17 protein-coding genes and 1 pseudogene are annotated in these 18,709 nt (G+C 71.4%); 11 read left to right on the forward strand and 7 right to left on the reverse strand.

The window, feature by feature from the left end; all coding sequences use genetic code 11:
* The first annotated feature begins 52 nt into the window (after positions 1-52).
* Together H297_RS0105210 and H297_RS0105215 are read left to right on the forward strand one after the other, a co-directional pair.
* Positions 53-625, forward strand: a complete 573-nt coding sequence (locus H297_RS0105210) for a GNAT family N-acetyltransferase (protein ID WP_051351548.1) — start codon at positions 53-55, stop codon at positions 623-625.
* Between the two features lie 355 nt (positions 626-980).
* Positions 981-1,838, forward strand: coding sequence for an alpha/beta fold hydrolase (locus tag H297_RS0105215; protein ID WP_051351549.1), 858 nt, complete (start codon positions 981-983; stop codon positions 1,836-1,838).
* Between the two features lie 149 nt (positions 1,839-1,987).
* On the opposite strand, the gene H297_RS0105220 is transcribed toward H297_RS0105215, so the two are convergent.
* The 6 genes and pseudogenes from H297_RS0105220 to H297_RS0105245 all read right to left on the reverse strand — a co-directional run bounded on the left by H297_RS0105220 (position 1,988) and on the right by H297_RS0105245 (position 7,712).
* Positions 1,988-3,334: an MFS transporter gene (locus H297_RS0105220; RefSeq protein WP_027736183.1), complete on the reverse strand. Its 1,347-nt coding sequence runs from the start codon at positions 3,332-3,334 to the stop codon at positions 1,988-1,990.
* Positions 3,335-3,760: 426 nt separating this feature from the next.
* A pseudogene (locus tag H297_RS34610) lies at positions 3,761-4,180 on the reverse strand (tryptophan--tRNA ligase); the annotation flags it as partial.
* Between the two features lie 201 nt (positions 4,181-4,381).
* Positions 4,382-4,777 (reverse strand): GNAT family N-acetyltransferase, encoded by a 396-nt coding sequence (locus tag H297_RS0105230; protein ID WP_027736184.1) that lies wholly within the window; start codon positions 4,775-4,777, stop codon positions 4,382-4,384.
* 94 nt (positions 4,778-4,871) lie between these two features.
* On the reverse strand, positions 4,872-5,234 hold the full coding sequence (locus tag H297_RS0105235) for a hypothetical protein (protein WP_027736185.1): 363 nt from the start codon (positions 5,232-5,234) through the stop codon (positions 4,872-4,874).
* A 338-nt stretch (positions 5,235-5,572) separates the two neighbouring features.
* Entirely contained in the window at positions 5,573-6,532 is a 960-nt protein-coding gene (gene bla / locus H297_RS0105240; RefSeq protein WP_051351550.1) for a class A beta-lactamase, read from the reverse strand.
* Positions 6,533-6,854: 322 nt separating this feature from the next.
* Complete coding sequence (locus H297_RS0105245) at positions 6,855-7,712, reverse strand: class I SAM-dependent methyltransferase (RefSeq protein ID WP_027736187.1); 858 nt, start codon at positions 7,710-7,712, stop codon at positions 6,855-6,857.
* Between the two features lie 397 nt (positions 7,713-8,109).
* On the opposite strand from H297_RS0105245, the gene H297_RS0105250 reads away from it, so the two are divergent.
* Positions 8,110-9,363, forward strand: a complete 1,254-nt coding sequence (locus H297_RS0105250) for a glycosyltransferase family 4 protein (RefSeq protein WP_027736188.1) — start codon at positions 8,110-8,112, stop codon at positions 9,361-9,363.
* Positions 9,360-10,361 carry a hypothetical protein gene (locus H297_RS34615; RefSeq protein WP_051351551.1) on the forward strand — a complete coding sequence of 334 codons (1,002 nt, stop codon included), beginning with the start codon at positions 9,360-9,362 and terminating at the stop codon, positions 10,359-10,361. The genes H297_RS0105250 and H297_RS34615 overlap by 4 nt, the downstream gene beginning before the upstream one ends.
* Positions 10,362-10,461: 100 nt before the next feature.
* Here H297_RS34615 and H297_RS0105260 read toward each other — a convergent pair whose 3' ends face one another.
* Positions 10,462-11,889 carry an MFS transporter gene (locus H297_RS0105260; RefSeq protein ID WP_027736189.1) on the reverse strand — a complete coding sequence of 476 codons (1,428 nt, stop codon included), beginning with the start codon at positions 11,887-11,889 and terminating at the stop codon, positions 10,462-10,464.
* A gap of 408 nt (positions 11,890-12,297) precedes the next feature.
* On the opposite strand from H297_RS0105260, the gene H297_RS0105265 reads away from it, so the two are divergent.
* The 7 genes from H297_RS0105265 (at position 12,298) to H297_RS0105295 (ending at position 18,694) form a co-directional block, all read left to right on the forward strand.
* Positions 12,298-13,785 (forward strand): aldehyde dehydrogenase, encoded by a 1,488-nt coding sequence (locus H297_RS0105265; protein WP_027736190.1) that lies wholly within the window; start codon positions 12,298-12,300, stop codon positions 13,783-13,785.
* A gap of 110 nt (positions 13,786-13,895) precedes the next feature.
* On the forward strand, positions 13,896-14,903 hold the full coding sequence (locus tag H297_RS0105270) for a VOC family protein (RefSeq protein ID WP_027736191.1): 1,008 nt from the start codon (positions 13,896-13,898) through the stop codon (positions 14,901-14,903).
* Positions 14,900-15,694, forward strand: coding sequence for an aspartate dehydrogenase domain-containing protein (locus H297_RS0105275; protein WP_027736192.1), 795 nt, complete (start codon positions 14,900-14,902; stop codon positions 15,692-15,694). Before H297_RS0105270 ends, H297_RS0105275 begins: the two co-directional genes overlap by 4 nt.
* A complete protein-coding gene (locus tag H297_RS0105280) occupies positions 15,691-16,536 on the forward strand; it encodes an alpha/beta fold hydrolase (RefSeq protein WP_027736193.1) in 846 nt (281 codons plus the stop codon). The genes H297_RS0105275 and H297_RS0105280 overlap by 4 nt, the downstream gene beginning before the upstream one ends.
* Before the next feature lie 25 nt (positions 16,537-16,561).
* Positions 16,562-17,083 (forward strand): cupin domain-containing protein, encoded by a 522-nt coding sequence (locus tag H297_RS0105285; protein WP_027736194.1) that lies wholly within the window; start codon positions 16,562-16,564, stop codon positions 17,081-17,083.
* Positions 17,076-17,837, forward strand: a complete 762-nt coding sequence (locus H297_RS0105290; RefSeq protein WP_027736195.1) for an SDR family oxidoreductase — start codon at positions 17,076-17,078, stop codon at positions 17,835-17,837. Before H297_RS0105285 ends, H297_RS0105290 begins: the two co-directional genes overlap by 8 nt.
* A gap of 68 nt (positions 17,838-17,905) precedes the next feature.
* Positions 17,906-18,694: an SDR family oxidoreductase gene (locus H297_RS0105295; RefSeq protein WP_027736196.1), complete on the forward strand. Its 789-nt coding sequence runs from the start codon at positions 17,906-17,908 to the stop codon at positions 18,692-18,694.
* Positions 18,695-18,709: the final 15 nt, after the last annotated feature.

An 18,709-nucleotide genomic window follows, 5' to 3' on the forward strand; every position in this document is an offset into this window, starting at 1 on the left:
GGGGCGGGCTGGACCCGGCCGCCGTGGTGCACCGGGCCGATACAGTGAGGAAATGATCTCACCTGACCGTAGAGCAGCCAAGCATGAGGCGGCGGAGATGATCACCTATCGCGTGGCGGAGAGTGAGAGGGATAAGTCCGCCGTCATCAAGGGCGAGTTCAGCTCGGAAACCATCTTCGAAGTCGTCGGCTCCGAGGGCGGGTTCACCATTCGGCCCGCCCAGCTGGACCGGCCGGTGCACAAGGTCTTCCCCGACGACGAGTCCGAAACCGGTGAGATGTCGGAGGGTGAGCGCCGGTTTGTCGCGCTGGATGGCGAACTCGTGTGCGGCTATGTCGACACGCGGTATGAGCCCTGGAACCAGCGACTGATCATTGCCGATATCGAGGTGGCCGGGCCGTACCAGGGCCGGGGGATCGGGCGCACGCTGATGGACCACGCCATCGGCTGGGCCCGGGAATGCGGTGCCGGGCACGTGTGGCTGGAAGTGACGAACATCAACGCTCCGGCCATCCGCGCCTACCAGCGGATGGGGTTCACCTTCTGCGGCCTGGACACGTCCCTCTACAGCGCCACCGAGTCGGAGGGGGAGACGGCGCTGTACATGAGCCTCTTCCTCGACTGATCCGCCGGCCGCGGGTGTCTCTCTCCCCGCGGACGAGTCCCTGACGCTCCAGCGGTCGACGACGGCCGAGGTCGATGCCGAGCCGACGCCCAACTGCGCGCCCAGCCACTCGGCGGTGGCCGTCACGCCGTCGCGGCCCGCGTCCAGCAGGGGGATCAGCGCGCACACGTCGGTGAGGTGCAGTCTGCTACGCCCGGCGAACTCTGCCGCCAGAAGGCCCAGTTCCACCGTGAAGGCTCGCAACAAAGGGACGAGCCCCAAAGCGGGGTCCCCGTCATCCATGCCGCCTCCTACAGTGATACCTCGCTCACCGGGATCATCGATGTCCAGCCATCACCGAGACGGGGGCACAGGCGTGGGAAATGACGGGGCGACGGAGGGGAACATCGGCTTCTTCGCGGCGTACGACGCCGTCCTACGGCAATGGCCCGTGCCGGTCCACCGCGTTGACGTACCGACCCCCTATGGCAGCACGCGCGTCCACATGTGCGGCCCCGAGGACGGCACCCCCCTCGTGCTGCTGCCCGGCGGCGGAACGACCTCCGTGGCGTGGTTCGCGGTGGTCGGCCAACTGGCCCGCACCCACCGGATCCACGCCCTGGACCTGATGGGCGACATCGGTCGCAGCGTGCACGACGGCGCGCCGCTGCGCGGTACCGGTGACCTGACGGCATGGCTCGACGCCGTCCTCGACGCGTCGGGGCTCGGGGCGGTTCAGATGTGCGGCCACTCCTACGGCGGCCGGATCGCCCTTGCGTACGGGCTGCACGCGCCTCACCGGCTCAGCCGACTCGCACTGATCGATCCGATCAACTGCTTCGCCGGCATGAGTCCTCGCTACCTCACGCGGGCGCTGCCGATGCTGCTGAGGCCCACCGCCGGACGCGTACGGGCTTTCCATCGCTGGGAGACCGGCCACGCTCCGACGGATCCCGTATGGGCGGCCTTCCTGGAAAGCACGGCCACGGCCGCACGGTCGAAGGTCGTCGCGATGCGGCGCCCGAAAGCACAAAACCTGAGAGCTTGCACGGTGCCCACTCTGGTGCTCCTGGCCGAGCGCAGCCGCGCCCACGACGTACGCCGGGTGGCGAACAGAGCCCGGCGTCTTCTGCCGGAGGCCACTGTCGCGTTGCTGCCCGGCGCCTCCCACCATTCGCTCCCCGTCGAGCCGGCCGCGGAACTGAGCCGCCGATTGGCGCATTTCCTGGCGTGAGTGCCACGTTCGGACCCGCTCAGGAGAATACGTATGCCCCGTCGCAGCCGGGCCGCCCGGACCCCATCGGCCCGGCTCTGCGACTCCTCGACGTGGTTCTCCCCCAGGACCTCGCAGTCGGCTGTGGCGGATTCGGACCCACTCCCTGTTCAGCGGTCGGCTGCATATTTGTCGTCGGAAAGCGCGCTGCGGTAGGTCTCCCGCATGAAGCGCAGGACCACGAAAAGGGAGAGCATCGCGAGCGTGGCGAGGAATCCCCACAGGGCGAAGATCGTGCCGAACTCCGACACCAGCAAGGTGGCGAGGAAGGGTGTCGCACCGGCGAAGACGGCGAACGAGCTGTTGTACGCGATCGCACTGGCGCTGTAGCGCGTCTTCGTCGGGAAGAACTCCGCCGCACACACCGTGACGATGCCGGTGAGGAAGAACTCCGGAACGATGTAGACCAACTGGCCGAGCACCGCGGACAGGAACGTACCGCCTTCCAGTATCAGGAAGGCAAGAGGGACCAGGAAGATGCAGGCGAGCGCCCCGATGACCAGCATGGGCTTGCGGCCGATGCGGTCGGAGACTGCACCGGCCACCGGCAGCAGCGGCACCAGTACCCCGATCGATATGACGTTGGACAAAAACGCTTCGCTCTGTGAGAGCTTCAGCGTGCCGCTCAAATACTGGGGCAGGTAGGTGACCCAGCCGTACGACAGGACGGCCAGCGTGACCGAGGAACCGCAGAAGACCAGAATGCCACGCCACTGCGACAACAGGGCCTCCCGCAGCGGCGCTTGGACGGCCTCGTCGCCGCTGCGCGTCGCGGCCTCGAACTCCGGGGTCTCCTTGATGCGAAGCCGCAGGTAGAGGCCCGTGAAGGCCAATGGCAGCGCAATGAGGAACGGCAGCCTCCAGCCCCAGGCGCTCATCTCCTCGTGGGACAGGAGGCTGGTCAGCAACGACGAAAGTCCCGCGCCGCCCAGCAAGCCGAGAAAGACGCTGACGGAGACGAACGAACCGTAGAAGCCCCGCCGACGCTGCGGCGCATATTCGACGATGAAGGCGATGGCCCCCGCGTACTCGCCTCCCTGCACGACACCCTGGAGCACCCGGATCACCAACAACAGCGCGGGCGCCAGGAAGCCGACCTGCGCGTAGGAGGGCAGTACGCCGATCAGTGCGGTGAGAACGCCCATCAGCACGATTGCCCAGGAAAGCGTCGTCCGCCGGCCGACCCGGTCTCCGAACCTGCCGAATATCAGACCTCCGACAGGTCGGATGAGAAAGGAGATCGCGAAGAGCGCGTAGGTGCTCAGCACGCTGGCCACCGGGTCGCTCTCGGGAAAGAAGGCCGGGGCCATCAAAGGTGCCAGGTAGCCGTACACGGCGAAGTCGAACTGCTCGACGAAGTTGCCGATTCCACCGGCCAGGACTGCCCTGCGAACCTCGCCGGGTGTTGCCTCTGTTCTGCCACCCGCCTCGACGGCGGGCACAGCGGTCGCGGTCACAGGACCTCCCGTTTGACTCACGGTGTGGTTCGAGCGGGGAGGGCCGTTCCGCGCTCGCGTTGACGTGCATACGTATGCCGGTAGGTGGTCACCGTAGGAGGTGGCGACCACCAGGTCAAGGAGTCGTACGACAACGGCGCCTGCACTTCGGCCACTCCCCCACCTCGGCGGCGCGGACAGCGACATGGGGCAGGCGCCGTCGACCACCGGGGCACGGTCGCTTGCCGTCTCCGGAGGTCGACGGGGTGTTCGGGTGCGTCGGCGGACTTCCGCATCGGGACGCGGGGTCCGAGACGGCGGGGTGGCACGGCTGCGGGCCCGGCAGCAGTGCCACCGCGAGCGTCTGCCGGGCCCACATACCCCGAGGGCCTCACCAGGTGGGGCCCAGGGGCCGGACCGACAGCCCCCGGACCGGTGTCGGGGGTGTCAGTAGCGACTGTTCATCGCGGTACGCACCTCAGCGAGGGTGGCATCAGCCACGGCCCTGGCTCGTTCGTTGCCCTCGCGCAGGATGCGGCGGAGGTGGGCGCGGTCCTTCGCGTACTCGGTGCGGCGGGACCGGATCGGGGCCAGGCGCTCGTTGACCGCCTCGGTCACGGTCTTCTTCAGCGCGGCGGCTCCCGCGGAGCCGATGTCGGCGGCAACCTGCTCGGGGGGCCGTCCCTGACAGAGGGCCGCCAGCAGGAGGAGCGGCGAGACCTCGGGGCGGGTGGCCGGATCGTAGGTGATGTGGCGCTCGGAGTCCGTTCTGGCGCCCTTGATCAGGCGGGCGGTCTCGTCGGCGTCGGCGGCCAGGGTGACGGCGTTCCCGCGGCTCTTGCTCATCTTGGTGCCGTCCGTGCCGAGGGTTCACGAGGTCTCCTGGTGGGTCGCAGTCGCCGTCAAAACGACACGACCCCTGCTCCAGGGGCCACGGAAGGGCCGTCCGTCCGAACGGCCCGATGCCTACATGAGAGGTGGCCGCTCCTACAAGGAGCGCCACCAGCTCAGACACGGCGAAAGATGCACGGTCCCATCGCACCGTCGGCTGCGGGGGGCCCGGCCTGCTCAGAGTGCGATGAGCCCTGCCGTTGTCGGTTCGAATCCGCAGGCGTCGAAGTAGAAGGACGTCAGGTTCTCCTCGAAGTCGACGTGAAGCCATGCGCACCGCGCTTCGCGGGCCTGCCGGACGGCCTCGGCGACGAGTCCTGCGCCGATCCCGGACCGGCGACGGCCTCCCGCGACCACGGTGTCGAGGATGAACGCGTGGGCACCGCCGTCCCATACGACGTTGACAAAGCCGACGAGGTCACCGTCGTCCCGCGCACAGACCCATCCGAGGCTGTGACGTCGCACCTGGGCCAGCCAATCGACGTCCGGGCCCGGTTGGTTGCAGCCTTCTGCGTGCAGCGCGCCGACCTCGGCGTTGTCGAAGCTGCCCCGCCACTCGTAGGTGATCGTCATTACGCGAGCGTAGATCGTCACCCTGGCCCGCTCTTCCTCCGCGGACCGGGGCGAAAATAAGGGCTGTTGAGGAGACGTTGCCGCTCGTCAGGGATCACGAGCGTGTCCGCAGCCAGTGCTGGGCGGCGGTCAGTGTCACCTCGATGCCGTCGCTCCAGGAGCAGATCTCCAGCCATGACAGGTAGCCGCCTTGGGTGAAGACCAGGACCTCACCGGGGCACGCGCCGGTTCCGGTGACGAGCTGCGCCTTGGCCGCCACCTCCGTGCCGGGGCCGGTGGGTGCGGGCTCCACCTCGCTGGTGTCGAGGGCGAAGGAGGCGGTGCCGCACCCGCATGTGCAGCGCTCTCGCACGCTGAGGTGCGGGACCTGCCTGCGGAGCACAGCATGCACCGGACTGTCCGTGTTCAGGACTGTCGCGAGCACCTCGGCGACGTCGGCAGGCAGGCTTTCGGTCATCCCTTCAGATACCAGACGCGTGGCCCGCACCGCACGCGCAGGGCTGTGACCGACACGGATGAGGAGCGGATCCCGTACGGCGGAGCACCCCGTACCTGCCCAGGTGCCTTCCGGCCACGGTTGCCCCACCGGCTGCGCTCACTCGCACGCATTGCGACGGCGCATCCGGCGTCGCAGAGCGGGCCCACCCGTCCGCGACCTCACACTCCACCGCGCCGGGCAACGGTGCGGCGGTGCCTCGGGGCGACAAGCACGACATGGCGGACACCCTCAGACCCCGCTGCGTGACGACGCGCATCCCAGTTCCCGGACGCGTGGGAGGCCGACTTCCCGGAGCGTCATCGGCCGGTGTCGAGCGCGGTGATCGCGGCCTTCGCCGCGTCGGCCGGCAGTTTGTCGTCGGCCTCGGCGTTCTTCGCTCCGTCGCGGTAGGTGAGGACCGCCATCACCAGCGGCTTACGGCCGGGCGGCCAGATGACCGCGATGTCGTCGCGCGCCGCGTAGTAGGAGCCCGTGCCGGTCTTGTCACCGACCTTCCATCCCTTCGGGACGCCGGCGCGGATGGTCGTGTCGCCGGTGGTGTTGGTGCGCAGCCAGGTGGTCAGTTGGCGTCGCTCGGCGGTGCGCAGGGTGCGGCCGAGTACGAGTTCGCGCAGGTCGGATGCCATCTGGCGCGCCGTCGAGGTGTCGTGCTGCTCCCCGGGGCTCCACCGGCTCAAGTGGGGCTCGACGCGGTCGGTGCGGGTCACCGTGTCGTGCAGTTCCGTCTTCAGAAACGTACCCAGTCGTCCGGGACCACCGATGTCCTCGAACAGGACGTTGGCCGCGGTGTTGTCGCTGTAGCGGACAGCGGCGTCGCACAGCGCACGTCGGCTCATACCTGTACCGACGTGCTTCTCGCTGACCGGGGAGTTGGCGGTGAGGTCCGAGCGGTCGTAGTGCAGCACCCGGTCCATGTCGCCATCGCTGCGGTTCTTCTTCAGCACGGCTGCGGCGAGGAAGGATTTGACGGTCGAGTTGTACGAGAAGCGCCGTGTGTCGTTCCAGGTGACCTGGTTGCCGTTGCCGGTGTCGACCGCGTAGAGGCCCAAATGCGCGTAGTGGATCCGCTCCAGGCGAGCGAACGCGGCGTCACGGTGGGCCGACCCCTCGGATGCGGTGGTGGTCGGCCGGTCGTCGTCCCCCTTCGGGGCGCCCTGTCCGCATCCCGTCGCGGGCAGCAGAGCAAGGGCGGCGCAGACGGCGAGTCCTGCTCGACGGCTCAGGCCCCCGCGTGAGTCGGGTCGATGAGGCCACATGGGTCGTTCCTCCAGTGGTCGGCCCGGAACGTGCTGGTCCCGGGCGCAGTGAACGGGCGTGTGCCCCCGACAGGCCCCGCCCCGAACGCCGTCGGCGCCTGTTGCACACCCTGGCGGCCCAAGTTATGCGGCAGCCAACTCGTTCCGGCGAGTCTCCAGCCCGGCGCGGAGGCCCTGACGGGATACGCCGCCCGCACCCTGCGCGACCGTCTCCGCCGCCTCGCACATCGCGGGTGATGCAGCGTCCCTGGTGCGGGAGCCGCCCTCTGACCAGCAGCATTCCGACCGCGACCGCGAGCTTGCCCCACAGCGTGGGAGAGGGTCAGGTGGTGGCCAGCAGGAAGTCTTCCCCGCTCGACGGGCGGAGGCCGTCGGTGCGGTCGGCGAAGTAGCGCTCGGCGAGCAGGGTGCCCGGGACGTGGCGGCAGCTCTTGAAGCCGGCTGTGTGAGCCGACGCCAGCATCTCCTGCGGGGTGAAGAAGCTGAGGAACGGCGTTCCGGACGCGCGAGCGCCGTCGCTGCTCGCCCGGAGGCCGGGTCGGTCGGCAGCATCGACGAGTTCGGTCGGCAGCAGGAAGGTCAGCGCCAGCGTCGTCCCTGGGGCGAACCCGGCGATCCGGCGGAGGGTGGCAGCGGTGGTGTCCTTGGTGAGGTACATGGTGACGCCGGTGGAGACGACGACCGCCGGCCGGCCGGGGTCGAAGCCCGCAGCGGACAGCTCCTCGGGCCACGAGGCGCCTGCCTCGAAGTCGACCGGCACCAGGTGCAGCCAGTCCGGGATGCCGTAGCCGAGCTCGACCAGTCGGTGGCGCTTCCAGGTCTGGGTACCGGGCTGGTCGACCTCGAAGACCCGCAGGCGGGAGGCGAGCTCCGGCCTGCGCTGGGCGAAGGTGTCCAGGCCGGCCCCCAGGACAACGTACTGGGTCACGCCCCGGTCGGCCTGCTCGGCGACCAGATCCTCGACGAACCGGGCGCGGGCCACCATGGACGCCCGGAACCCGCTGGTGGCCTGCGGATCCATGTCCGCGCGGTGGCGCCAGTCGTCCCCGGGGTCCGCCAGTTGCAGGCCGATCTCGTCCACGACCACATGCGGGGGTGGGTCGGCCTTCAGATGCAGTGCCCGCCACAGGGCGGTCCGCACCGCGGTGTTGTCCGGTGGCTCGGCCTGTTCCTGCGTCATGGTCTCCCCTGTCGTCGTCGCGGTCGGTCTCGGCGGGAGCCCGGGGCCCCGCGGGCGACCGGGGCTCCTGGCCCGAGAGTCTCGGCGTCAATGCTAGCACGCTAGGTGGCTAGCGCATGGGGTGGACGCGCCGACGGTGCCCAGGTGCACGTCTCGGGCGTTCTCCCGCCGTACGGATTCCGCGTCGGACGCACTGACATCAGGGCTATTCCCGTCTTGGGATCGCCAGTCATGGAAAAACATCCCGAAGGGCGTGAACTTTCCTGGCGGGAGCGTCATCGAACCTCATGCAGACCACCGAGCAGCAGGAGATGGAGGGGGGGTCCCGGCATCTCGTGTCGCAGGCGGCGCCACCGGCGTCGTCACGCTCTCCGCAGACATAGGGATATGAGGAACCATGCACATCTCCTTTCTGATCTTCAGCGCGTACGGGATGGGGGGAACCGTCCGCACCACCTTCAACCTGGCGCAGGCGCTCGCAGAGCACCACGAGGTCGAGGTGGTGTCGGTCTTCCGCTACCGGGACCGGCCCTTCTTCGAGCCCGGCAACGGCGTGCGGCTGACGTCACTGGTCGACATGCGTCGGCACAGGCCGTCCTATGACGGCGGCGATCCGGAACACGCCCGGCCGGCCCGGGTGTTCCCCGCCGCCGACGGCCAGTTCTCCCAGCACAGCATGCTGACGGACCGCCGGATCGGCGAGTACCTGCGGAACACCGAGGCGGACGTCGTCATCGGCACGCGCCCCGGACTCAATGTGCACGTGGCCCGCCAGACGCGCCGCGGTCCCGTGCGCCTGGGCCAGGAGCACCTCACGCTCGCCACGCACTCCGCCCGGCTGAAGCGGCTGCTGCGCCGCACCTATCCCCGGCTGGACGCGCTCACCACCGTCACGGAAGCCGACGCCCGCGACTACCGCAGCAACCTGCGGCTGCCCGGCGTGCGCGTCGAGGCGCTCCCCAACAGCGTGCCCGCGCCGCAGGTCGCCCCCGCGGACGGCAGCGGCAAGTGGGTCGTCGCCGCCGGCCGGCTCGCCCCGGCCAAGCGTTACGACGTGCTGATCCGCGCCTTCGCCGAGGTGGTCCGCGAGCGTCCCGACTGGGGTCTGCGCATCTACGGTCACGGCCGTGAGCGCGACAAGCTGCGGAACCTCATCGACGAACTCGGCCTGTACAACCACGTCTTCCTGATGGGTTCGGCGAACCCCATCGAGGCGGAGTGGGTGAAGGGGGCGGTGTGCGCCGTCACGTCGAGTCTGGAGTCCTTCGGGATGACCATCGTCGAGGCGATGCGGTGCGGTCTTCCGGTCGTGGCCACCGACTGCCCGCACGGGCCCGGGGAAATCATCCGCGACGGCAGTGACGGACTTCTGGTCCCCACGGGCGATGTGCCGGCGATCTCCGGCGCGCTGCTCCGCCTCATCAACGACAAGGACCTTCGCGTGCGGATGGGCAGGGCCGCCCTCACCGCGTCGGCCCGGTTCGACCCCGCACATGTGGCCGGCCGTTGTGAGGACCTGCTGACCTCGCTGGTGAACCGGCGGGCCGGCACCTTGCACCGAGCACGCGGCGCCCTGCTCGGCGGCGCGTACGCGGCCCGGGAGACAGCCCGGGCCGGAGTGGGATACGCCCTGAAAGGAGCACGGACATGACCCAGCAGGCGCTCAGGACCTCACCTCGCGAGGTAGCGGTGGCAATCCGGCCGAGCGACGGCCCCACCACCGCTCGCCCCGCCCGCAGCCCACGCGCCGACTGCACGGCCGACAGCACCGGGGGGATCACCTTCGACGTGCGGCTCTTCGACGGGGCCGCCAAGGAACCCGGGGTTCTCGACGCGCTGGGAGCTGCGGCCGTGCTCCTGCGTCTGCGTCGTCATCACGGCCCGGACGCCTCCCTCCGACTGCCGCTCAGCCGTGCGACGCCGGGGGGTGCACTGCGCGCCACGCTCCCACCTGGCACGCGGCTCCGGGAGGGGCGTTGGGACGTCTTCCTCGCCCTGGGTGACGAGGAGCCGCAGCGATTGCTGCCCGGGGTGAGCGATCTGCGCCCCCTCATGGACGGCGTGCCGTTCGACGAGGACGCGGGGCTCGCTGTCCGGATCCCCTACACCACCAAGTACGGCAACCTGACCGTGCGCGCGTGGCACCGCCGTACGCACGCGGAGGCGGGATCGTTGCTCTTCGCCGACGGCACGCTCGTCCTCTCCGGCAGGCTCCACGGTGCGCTGCTGACCGCCACCGCATGCCTGGAGGCCCGTCCCCGCGACTCCGCGGCGGCTCCCGTGCGTGTGCCGGTGCGCGGGGAGGGCGAGGAGCGCACCAGGCGGCGGGCCTCCGCCGAGGACGCCGCCGAGGGACGCGGTGCGGAGAGCAGGTTCGTCGCCGCGCTGCCTCTCGGCGCTCTGCCGGCGGGGCAGACCGTGTGGGACCTGTGGCTGAGGCCTTCGGAGACCGAGAAGCCGGTCCGCCTGGCCCGGATACTCGACGACATCCCGGACAAGAAGAACATCTTCACCTATCCCGCGCAGCAGGTGCCGGGCCGCGGGGGTCCGGCCCACTGGGTGAAGCCGTACTACACGGTCGACAACGACCTTTCGATCCAGGTGCGTTCCGAGGCATCGGAACGGGACGACTGGCTGGTCGTGGCGTAGGCGGGGGTGGACAGCGGCGAGGCGGCCGGGGAGACAACGGCAGGCGCCCGTGCGGGAGCAGACGGAGCCGGGTTGCCGGGAGTTGCGGGTGGCGCCTCGCTCACGGCGCGATGTCCTCCAGCCGGCGCCCGGCCGTCTCCTCGGCGCCGAGGCCCGCGGTGAACGCCCCGACGGCGGCGACCGCGGCCAGGCTGAGGAAGACGACCGCCAACCGCCCGCCCGCGTAGACGGCGCCGACGACGATCGGACCCAGGATGACGCCCACCCGGTTGAGGGCACCGCCGACGCTGCTGCCCAGGGCACGCATGCGGGTGGGGAACAGCTCGGGTGTGTAGAGGTAGAGGCAGATGTTGGAGCCGAAGAAGAACACGGCGGCGAGCGATGTCCACACCAGGACGCCTCCCGCCGTGTCCCCACCAAAGAGGCCGAGAACGAGCAGGGCCGCCGCGGACAGGGCAAGGCAGCCGGTGACGGTGCGGCGGCGGCCGAGGAGGTCGACCGTGAGGGCGACCAGCGCGCAGCCCAGCAGGCCCGCGCACGAGGTGACGGTCGAGTAGAGCAGTGCGTCGTCGAGCGGTAGGTGGTAGCGGGTCTCGTAGATGGTGGGCAGCCAGGAGGTGATGCCGTAGTTGACGAAGTATCCGGCGAACCACAGCACGCCGATGACGAGGGTGCGGCGCCGGTAGTCCTGGGACAGCAGCTCGCGGAGCCCGCCCCTGGCCCGGTCGTCGGGCGCGGCCGGTGCGGCGACCGGGTGCGGGGCGGCGGGCGGCGGCAGCGGGGAGCCGGTGACCCGTTCCACCTCTGCCTCGATCCGGGCCATCACCCGGAGCGCTTCCTCGGGGCGGCCGTGGTCCGCCAGCCAGCGTGGTGACTCGGGGACCCGGCGCCGTACCAGGAGGCACAGCAGCCCGGGTACGGCCGCGATGCCGAACATCCACCTCCACCCCAGCAGCGGCACCAGCCAGGCGGCGAGCAGGGCACCCACCGTGAGCCCGGCCGGGAAGACCAGTTCGTACAGCAGGACGAAGCGACCGCGGCGGTGACTGCGGGTGATCTCCGCGATGAAGGTGGCGGCGACGGGGACTTCGCCGCCGATGGCCAGGCCCTGGACGAAGCGGGCCGCCATGAAGGGCTCCGGCGCGGCGCACAGCGTCAGCAGCAGGTTGCACAGGCCGGAAAGACCGATGCAGGCGGCGATCACCCGCACCCGGCCGTACCGGTCGGCCAGGCGGCCGGAGACCACGGCCCCCACCAGCATGCCGACCGAGCCCACGGTCAGCAGCGTCGTGGAGTACGTCGCGCTCAGGTGCCACTCGGCGCGGAGTTGGGGCAGCGCATAGGCGATCAGAAGCTGGTCGAAGGCCTCGAAGAAGGTCACCACGCCCACGATCAGCCGGACGGTGACGTGCCAGCGGGACAACGGCAGACGTTCGAACCGGGCCGCCACGTCGGCGGGGACGGTTCCGGGTGGGGGCGGTTGCGGCGGAGGCGGGGGCTCCTGGTGTGCGTGTGCGTCGAGCGTCATGGAGGGAGTCCTTCGGCTCCGCCGCCGTCTGTGGTGACCGAGGGGAGCGGATCGGGCCGCGGGCGTGGGCTGCGGCGGGTGCGTCGGCGCCGCGGCCTTGCGGGAGGGGCGCGGCGGTCGGTTGCGGTGGGCGAGCGGAAGCGGAACGGTGGCGGGGCCCGAAGCCGGCGGCCCGGCAAGCAGCTTGCCCGGCAGGCCGGCCACCCCGTCAGCAGGCTGCTCGGTAAGCACCAAGCCTCTTAGCGCTTAAGTTCTACCGCTCTTCCTTCGGCGGGCGTCAAGGGGTTGGACAGCCGAAAATCGATCCGGCGCCACCCTTGCGAGCTAATAATTAAGCCCTTAGATTTCTAGCGCTTGAGTACATCGACTCGTGCACATCCCCCAACTGCCACCTGCCGGAGGCCACAGATGCCACGCATCCCAGCGGACGAGATCCTCCTCGCGGGGCAGTGGCGGCGCGGAACAGGTGAGTCGACCGAGAGCATCGACCCCGCCGACGGCAGCGTTCTCACCACCCTCCACTCGGCCTCCGAGCAGGAGGTGGACGAGGCCGCGCGGGCCGCGGCCCGCGCGGCGGCCGAACCCGCCTGGCGCGACCTGCTGCCGCACGAACGGGCCCGCCTGCTGTACCGCGTCGCGGACCTCGTCGAGCAGGAGTCAGGGGAGCTGGCCGCACTGCAGACCGCAGACACCGGCAAGACCCTCACCGAGACCCGTGCACTGGCCCGGAGCGCGGCCGGTACCTTCCGCTACACCGCCGCCGCGCTGGAGACGGCCGAGGACGCCCTCACCCCCTCCCGCGGCCCCTACCTCACCCTCAGCGTCCACGAACCCCTCGGCGTCGTCGCCGCCGTCAACCCCTGGAACTCGCCCGTCGCCAGCGATGCGCAGAAGCTCGCCCCTGCCCTGGCGGCGGGGAACGCCGTGCTCCTGAAACCGGCGCAGTGGACGCCGCTGGTCTCCCTCGCCCTCGGCCGGCTCGTCAGCACGGCCCTGGCCGAACACGGCCTTCCGCCGGGCCTGTTGTCGGTACTGCCCGGCTCGGGGCGCACCGTCGGAGCAGCCCTGGCGCGGCACCCGTCGGTCGGCCGCATCGGCTTCACCGGCGGTACCCGCACCGGACGTGAACTCGCCCGGGTCGCCGCGGAGAAACTGATCCCCGCCTCGCTGGAGCTGGGCGGCAAGTCGCCGACGATCGTGCGGGCCGACGCCGACATCGAAGCGGCCCTGGCGGGGGTGATGTTCGGCATCTTCTCCTCCAGCGGCCAGTCCTGCGTGGCCGGTTCACGGCTGTTCGTGGCCCGGGAGCTGTACGCGCAGTTCCTGGACGCGCTCGTCGAACGGGTGCGTGGGCTCCGCGTCGGTCCCGGCACGGACCCGGCCACCCAGGTCGCGCCGCTGGTGCATCACCAGCACCGGGACGCCGTCGCCGACTGGGTCGAACTGGCCCGCAAGGAGGGCGGACGCATCCTGTGCGGCGGCGCGGCACCCACCGGCGAGCCCTACGCGAAAGGCGCCTACTACCTGCCCACCGTCATCGACGGGCTGCCACCCACCTCGCGGGTGTGCCAGGAGGAGATCTTCGGCCCCGTCCTGACGGCGTTCCCCTACGACGACGAGGACGACCTGGTGCGGCAGGCCAACGGCACCGTCTACGGCCTCGCCTGCGGCATCTGGACCCGCGACCCGCTGGCCGCCTGGCGGCTGGCCCGGCGGGTGGAGGCCGGAACCGTCTGGATCAACACCTACAAGCAGTTCAGCATCTCCACCCCGTTCGGCGGGGTGAAGGACAGCGGCCTGGGCACCGAGAAGGGCCGCGACGCCATCCGCGCCTACCAGCGCCAGAAATCCGTCTACTGGGGAACGTCCGAGGACCCGCACCCCTGGGCTTCCTGAACCGCACCCGCACCGGCCGCCCACCCCTGCCCACCCCTCGGATCCTGCCGCGGCCGCCCGCGTCCGCCGCCTGAGACACGCCCCGCTTCCCGCACGTCTGGAGAACCGGCATGCCCCACCCCTCCGCGCGCTTTGCACCCCACACCCCCGCACCACCCGTCGCGCGGCTGCGCGCGCTGCGCTCCGTCGAACTGCTCACCCCCGCCTTCACCGAGGCCGCCGGCTTCTACGAGGAGGTGTGGGGCCTGCGGGTCGTCGAGGCCGAGCAGGGCGCGAGCTGGCTGCGGGGCACCGGCGAGGAGCACCACGCCCTGCAGCTCACCCGCTCCGACCGCATCGGGCTCGGCAGGCTCTCCTTCGCCGTCGGGACCCCCGCCGAGGTGGACGAGGCCGCGCGCCGGCTGGAGGCACACGGCATCCGCCCCGGCGCCGGGCCGGGGCCGCTGGACCAGGTGGGCGGCGGCTACGGGCTGCGCTTCAGCGACCACGAGGGACGGCAGATCGAACTGTCCGCCGAGACCTGGGCCGTGCCGCCGCGCGGGCGCGAGGAGGCCGTACCTGTGGGGGTGACGCACGCCGTCCTCAACACCACCGACATCGACGCCTCGGTCGCCTTCTACCGAGAGGTGCTGGGGATGCGGGTCTCGGACTGGTCCGAGCACCAGATGGCCTTCCTGCGCTGCAACGCGGACCACCACTGCGTGGCCTTCAACCAGGCCGACTGGGTATCGCTCAACCACGTCGCCTACGAGATGCCGTCCGTCGACCACTTCATGCGCGGCCTCGGCCGGCTGCGGCACCACGGCGTCGTCCCGAAGTGGGGCCCCGGCCGGCACGGGCCCGGCAACAACACCTTCTCCTACTTCACCGACCCCACAGGGCTGGTGTGCGAGTACACCTCCGAGGTGGCCCAGGTCGAGGAGGACCGCTGGATCGCCAAGGTGTGGCGCCGCACCCCCGAACTCTCCGACCTGTGGGGCACCGCGGGCCCGCCGTCGCCCACCATCCGGTGCCACATGGCCGGCACCGCGGACGGCAGCCCCGTCACGCCGCCTACTGCTCCCCGCGGCCCCGCTCCCACCGCCCCCGCCGCCGCAGCACAGGAGGCCCTCGCATGACCCGGCTCGCCGTAGGGCTCGTCGGCTGGGGCGCCATCGGCCGCACCGTGGGCACTGCGCTCGCCGCGGGGCACGTGCCCGGCGCCGCACTGACCCGCGTCGTCGACAACCGGCCCCTGGGCGGCTCCGCTCCCGCACCGCAGACGTCCGTCGAGGAGACACTGGACCACTGCGATCTCCTGGTGGAGGCCGCCGGTCCCGGATTCGTCCGCGAGTGGGGCGAGCGGGTGCTGGCCACCGGTACCGATCTGCTGCTCGCCTCGACGGGCGCGCTGACCGACGACGAGCTCACCAAGCGGCTGCTGGCCGCCGCCCCCGGCCGTGTCCACTTCACCGGCGGCGCGGTCGGTGGACTCGACCTGCTCCAGGCCGCCCGTGCCATGGGGCCGCTCACCGAAGTGCGGCTGACCACCACCAAACTGCCCGCCACGCTCGAACAGCCCTGGATGGGCGAGGACCTGCTGGCGCGCCTGCGCACGGCCACGGAACCGGTGGAGGTGATGACAGGCACGGCCCGGGACGTGCCCGCGCGCTTCCCCCGGTCCACCAACGTGGCCGCCTCGGTGGCGCTGGCCGTCGGCGACCTGGACGCCGTGCGTGTCCGCGTCGTCGCCGACCCTGCCGCCGCCCACACCTCCCATGTCATCGAGGCGGCCGGGCCGTACGGCTCCTACCGCTTCGAGGCCAACCACCTGCCCGACCCGGGCAACCCGGCCACCAGTCAGGTGGTGCCCTACGCCGTGCTGCGCTCCGTGGGCGCGCTGGCCCACCGGGCGGGGCAGATCCTGTGACGGCCGCACCGAAGGCACCGGCCACGGCCGCCCCGTCTTCCCCCGCCTACGCCCTCGACGGGCTGCATGTGGCCGAGTCCGGCAGCGAGGGGCCGCTGCTGCTGTGCCTGCACGGCATCGGCTCCTCCTCGGCCGCCTTCGGACCGCAGTTGGCCGAACTGGGCGCGCACGCCCGGGTGCTCGCCTGGGACGCGCCCGGGTACGCGGCCTCGGCCGACCCGGAGGGGCCGATGCGGCTGGAGGACTTCGCCGACGTCGCCGCCGCACTGCTGCGCTCGCGCGGCGCCGGTGACGCCCCCGGATCCCGCGCGCATGTACTCGGCGTCTCCTGGGGCGGCGTCGTCGCCCAACGGCTCGCCCTGCGTCACCCCGGGCTGGTCGCCTCGCTGATCCTTGCCGACTCCACCCCCGGGTCGGGCGGCGAACCGGGCACGGCGGAGGCCTTGCGGGAGCGCGCCGCCCGGCTGCGCGAGCAGGGGCCCCGCGCCTTCGCCGCCGAGCGTGCCCCGCGCCTGCTCTCGCCCGGCGCGCCCGAGGGCCTGGTCCGCCGGGTCACCGGCACGATGGCCGCGGCCGTCCGGTTGCCCGGTTACGGGTACGCGGCCGAGTCCATGGCCGCCACCGATCTGCGGGCCGAGCTGCCCGCCGTGACCGCGCCCGCACTCGTCCTGTGCGGCGAGCAGGACCGGGTCACCGGCCCCGACGCCTCCCAGTTCCTGGCCGGTGCCCTCCACCGGTCCGCCTACGTGATCGTCAAGGACGCCGGTCACCTGGCCAACCAGGAGCAGCCCGAGCGCTTCAACGCCTGGGTGCTCTCCCATCTCCACATCGTCACCGCGTGACGTCCACCGGAAGGAAGCCCGCACCATGCCGCTGACCACCACCGCCTACGACGACAACGGCGACCTCGCCGCCTACACCGACTCGCTCATCGCCACCCGCGCCTCCCGCGAGCCAGACTGGAAGACGCTCGCCTTCCAGGAGAAGGCCGGAGAGCAGTTCCGCCGGGCCCAGATCCGCTACGTCGGCTCCGGCGCCACCGGCAACCACGAGGGCGACAACCGCATCCTGCCCTCCGGCGGGTTCACCTTCTCCAACATGCTGCTGCCGCCCGGCGCCGAGGGGCCCGCGCACACCCACCACGACGTCGAGGAAGCGTTCTTCGTGCTGGAGGGCCAGGTCCGGGTCGGCATCCACCGCGGTGCCGACGAGGCCGAGTACCGCACCCTCGGGTACCGCGACATGATCGTCGTGCCGGCCGGGGTGACCCGCTCCCTCAAGAACGAGGGCGACACCGACGCCCTGTTCTGCGTCATCATCGGCACACAGAAGCCGCAGGTGCCCTCCTATCCCGCGTATTCGCCGCTGTACGGCGTCACCCGTGACTGACCGGCACTCGCGTGTCCGCACGGTCGTGGTGACCGGCGCGGGCCGTGGCCTGGGGGAGGCCATGGCCCGCCGGGCGGCACGGGACGGGTTCCGCGTCGTCGTCGCCGAGTCCGACGCCGCGCGGGGTGACGCCACCGCCGCCCGGCTGCGCGGGGAAGGGCTGGAGGCGCGGTACGTCCCGTGCGACGTCGCCGACCCCGGCTCCGTCACCGCGATGGCCGACCGCGTCGCCGCCCTCGGCCCGCTCTACGCCCTTGTCAACAACGCAGCCTTGGCCAACGGTGTGGGCGGCAAGGAGTTCCAGGACATCGACCTCGCGGAGTGGGACCGGCTCACCGCCGTGAACGCGCGCGGCCCCTGGCTCGTCGCCAAGGCGCTGTACGGGCCGCTGACGGCGCACGGCGGGCCGGGACGCGTCGTCAACATCGCTTCCGACGCCGCCCTGCACGGCTCCCCCCGGCTGGCCCACTACATCGCCTCCAAGGGCGCCGTGATCGCCCTCACCCGGGCCATGGCACGGGAGCTGGGCGAACGCGGCATCACCGTCAACGCGCTGGCCCCCGGTCTCACCGAGTGCGAGGCGACCGAGGCGGTGCCCGAGGAGCGGCACGGCCTCTACCGTGCCGGCCGCGCCATCTCCCGCCCCCAGCAGCCCGAGGACCTCACCGGGCTGCTGTCCTTCCTGCTGAGCGAGGAGTCCCGGTACATCACGGGCCAACTTCTCGCCGTCAACGGCGGTTTCACCATGCACTGACGGGTGCCCGACCGCCGCCGTCCGCCCACCGTCCCCCTTCACCCTTCACCCTGTCTGGAGCACGCGCAATGGATCTCGGTCTGGCCGATCGCGCCTACCTGGTCACCGGCGGCAGTTCGGGCGTCGGTCTGGCAACGGTCCGCACCCTGCTCGCCGAGGGTGCCCGGGTCGCCACCTGCGGCCGGGACGCCGCCCGGCTGGCCGCCGCCACCGACCGGCTCGGCGGCGAGCCCGGCAAGCTGTTCGCCGACGTGTGCGACGTCAGGGAAGCGGACGCGGTCGACCGTTTCGTGCAGCGCGCCGCGGAGGCACTCGGCGGCCTCGACGGTCTCGTCAACAACGCGGGGCGGTCCCGGATGAAGGCACTGGACGAGACGAGCGCCGAGGACTGGCGGGACGAGCTGGAGCTGAAGTTCGCCGGGGTGCTCAACCCGCTGCGGGCCGCGCGGCGCCACCTGCGGGACTCGGACGCCGGATGCGTCGTCAACATCAACGCCGTGCTGGCCAAGCAGCCCGAGCCCCGGTTGATCACCACCAGCGCCGCCCGCGCCGGCATCCTCAACCTCTCCAAGTCCCTGTCGGGCGAACTGGCCCCCGAAGGCATCCGGGTCAACTCCGTGTGCCTGGGGCTGATCGACACCGGCCAGTGGGCCGGACGGCACGCCGCGGCGGACTCCGCTCTGAGCTACCCGGAATGGCAGGCCGAACTCGCCGCCGACCGGGGCATCGCGCTCGGCCGCCTCGGCAGCGCGGACGAGGTCGCCTTCGCCGTCGTCACACTGCTCTCCCCGCGCGCCTCCTACATCACCGGCACCAGCATCGACGTCTGCGGCGGCATCGGCCGCGGCGTCCTGTGACCTCCGAGAAGAGGC

This window comes from Streptomyces sp. CNT360 (assembly GCF_000424785.1).

Coding starts and splice junctions, on each gene's coding strand:
- H297_RS0105260 (WP_027736189.1), bottom strand. CDS start 11,889: ATGACGCTCGACGCACACGCACACCAGGAGCCCCCGCCTCCGCCGCAA.
- H297_RS0105245 (WP_027736187.1), bottom strand. CDS start 7,712: ATGACGCAGGAACAGGCCGAGCCACCGGACAACACCGCGGTGCGGACC.
- H297_RS0105230 (WP_027736184.1), bottom strand. CDS start 4,777: ATGACGATCACCTACGAGTGGCGGGGCAGCTTCGACAACGCCGAGGTC.
- H297_RS0105285 (WP_027736194.1), top strand. CDS start 16,562: ATGCCGCTGACCACCACCGCCTACGACGACAACGGCGACCTCGCCGCC.
- bla (WP_051351550.1), bottom strand. CDS start 6,532: ATGTGGCCTCATCGACCCGACTCACGCGGGGGCCTGAGCCGTCGAGCA.
- H297_RS0105250 (WP_027736188.1), top strand. CDS start 8,110: ATGCACATCTCCTTTCTGATCTTCAGCGCGTACGGGATGGGGGGAACC.
- H297_RS0105270 (WP_027736191.1), top strand. CDS start 13,896: ATGCCCCACCCCTCCGCGCGCTTTGCACCCCACACCCCCGCACCACCC.
- H297_RS0105265 (WP_027736190.1), top strand. CDS start 12,298: ATGCCACGCATCCCAGCGGACGAGATCCTCCTCGCGGGGCAGTGGCGG.
- H297_RS34615 (WP_051351551.1), top strand. CDS start 9,360: ATGACCCAGCAGGCGCTCAGGACCTCACCTCGCGAGGTAGCGGTGGCA.
- H297_RS0105275 (WP_027736192.1), top strand. CDS start 14,900: ATGACCCGGCTCGCCGTAGGGCTCGTCGGCTGGGGCGCCATCGGCCGC.
- H297_RS0105235 (WP_027736185.1), bottom strand. CDS start 5,234: ATGACCGAAAGCCTGCCTGCCGACGTCGCCGAGGTGCTCGCGACAGTC.
- H297_RS0105295 (WP_027736196.1), top strand. CDS start 17,906: ATGGATCTCGGTCTGGCCGATCGCGCCTACCTGGTCACCGGCGGCAGT.
- H297_RS0105210 (WP_051351548.1), top strand. CDS start 53: ATGATCTCACCTGACCGTAGAGCAGCCAAGCATGAGGCGGCGGAGATG.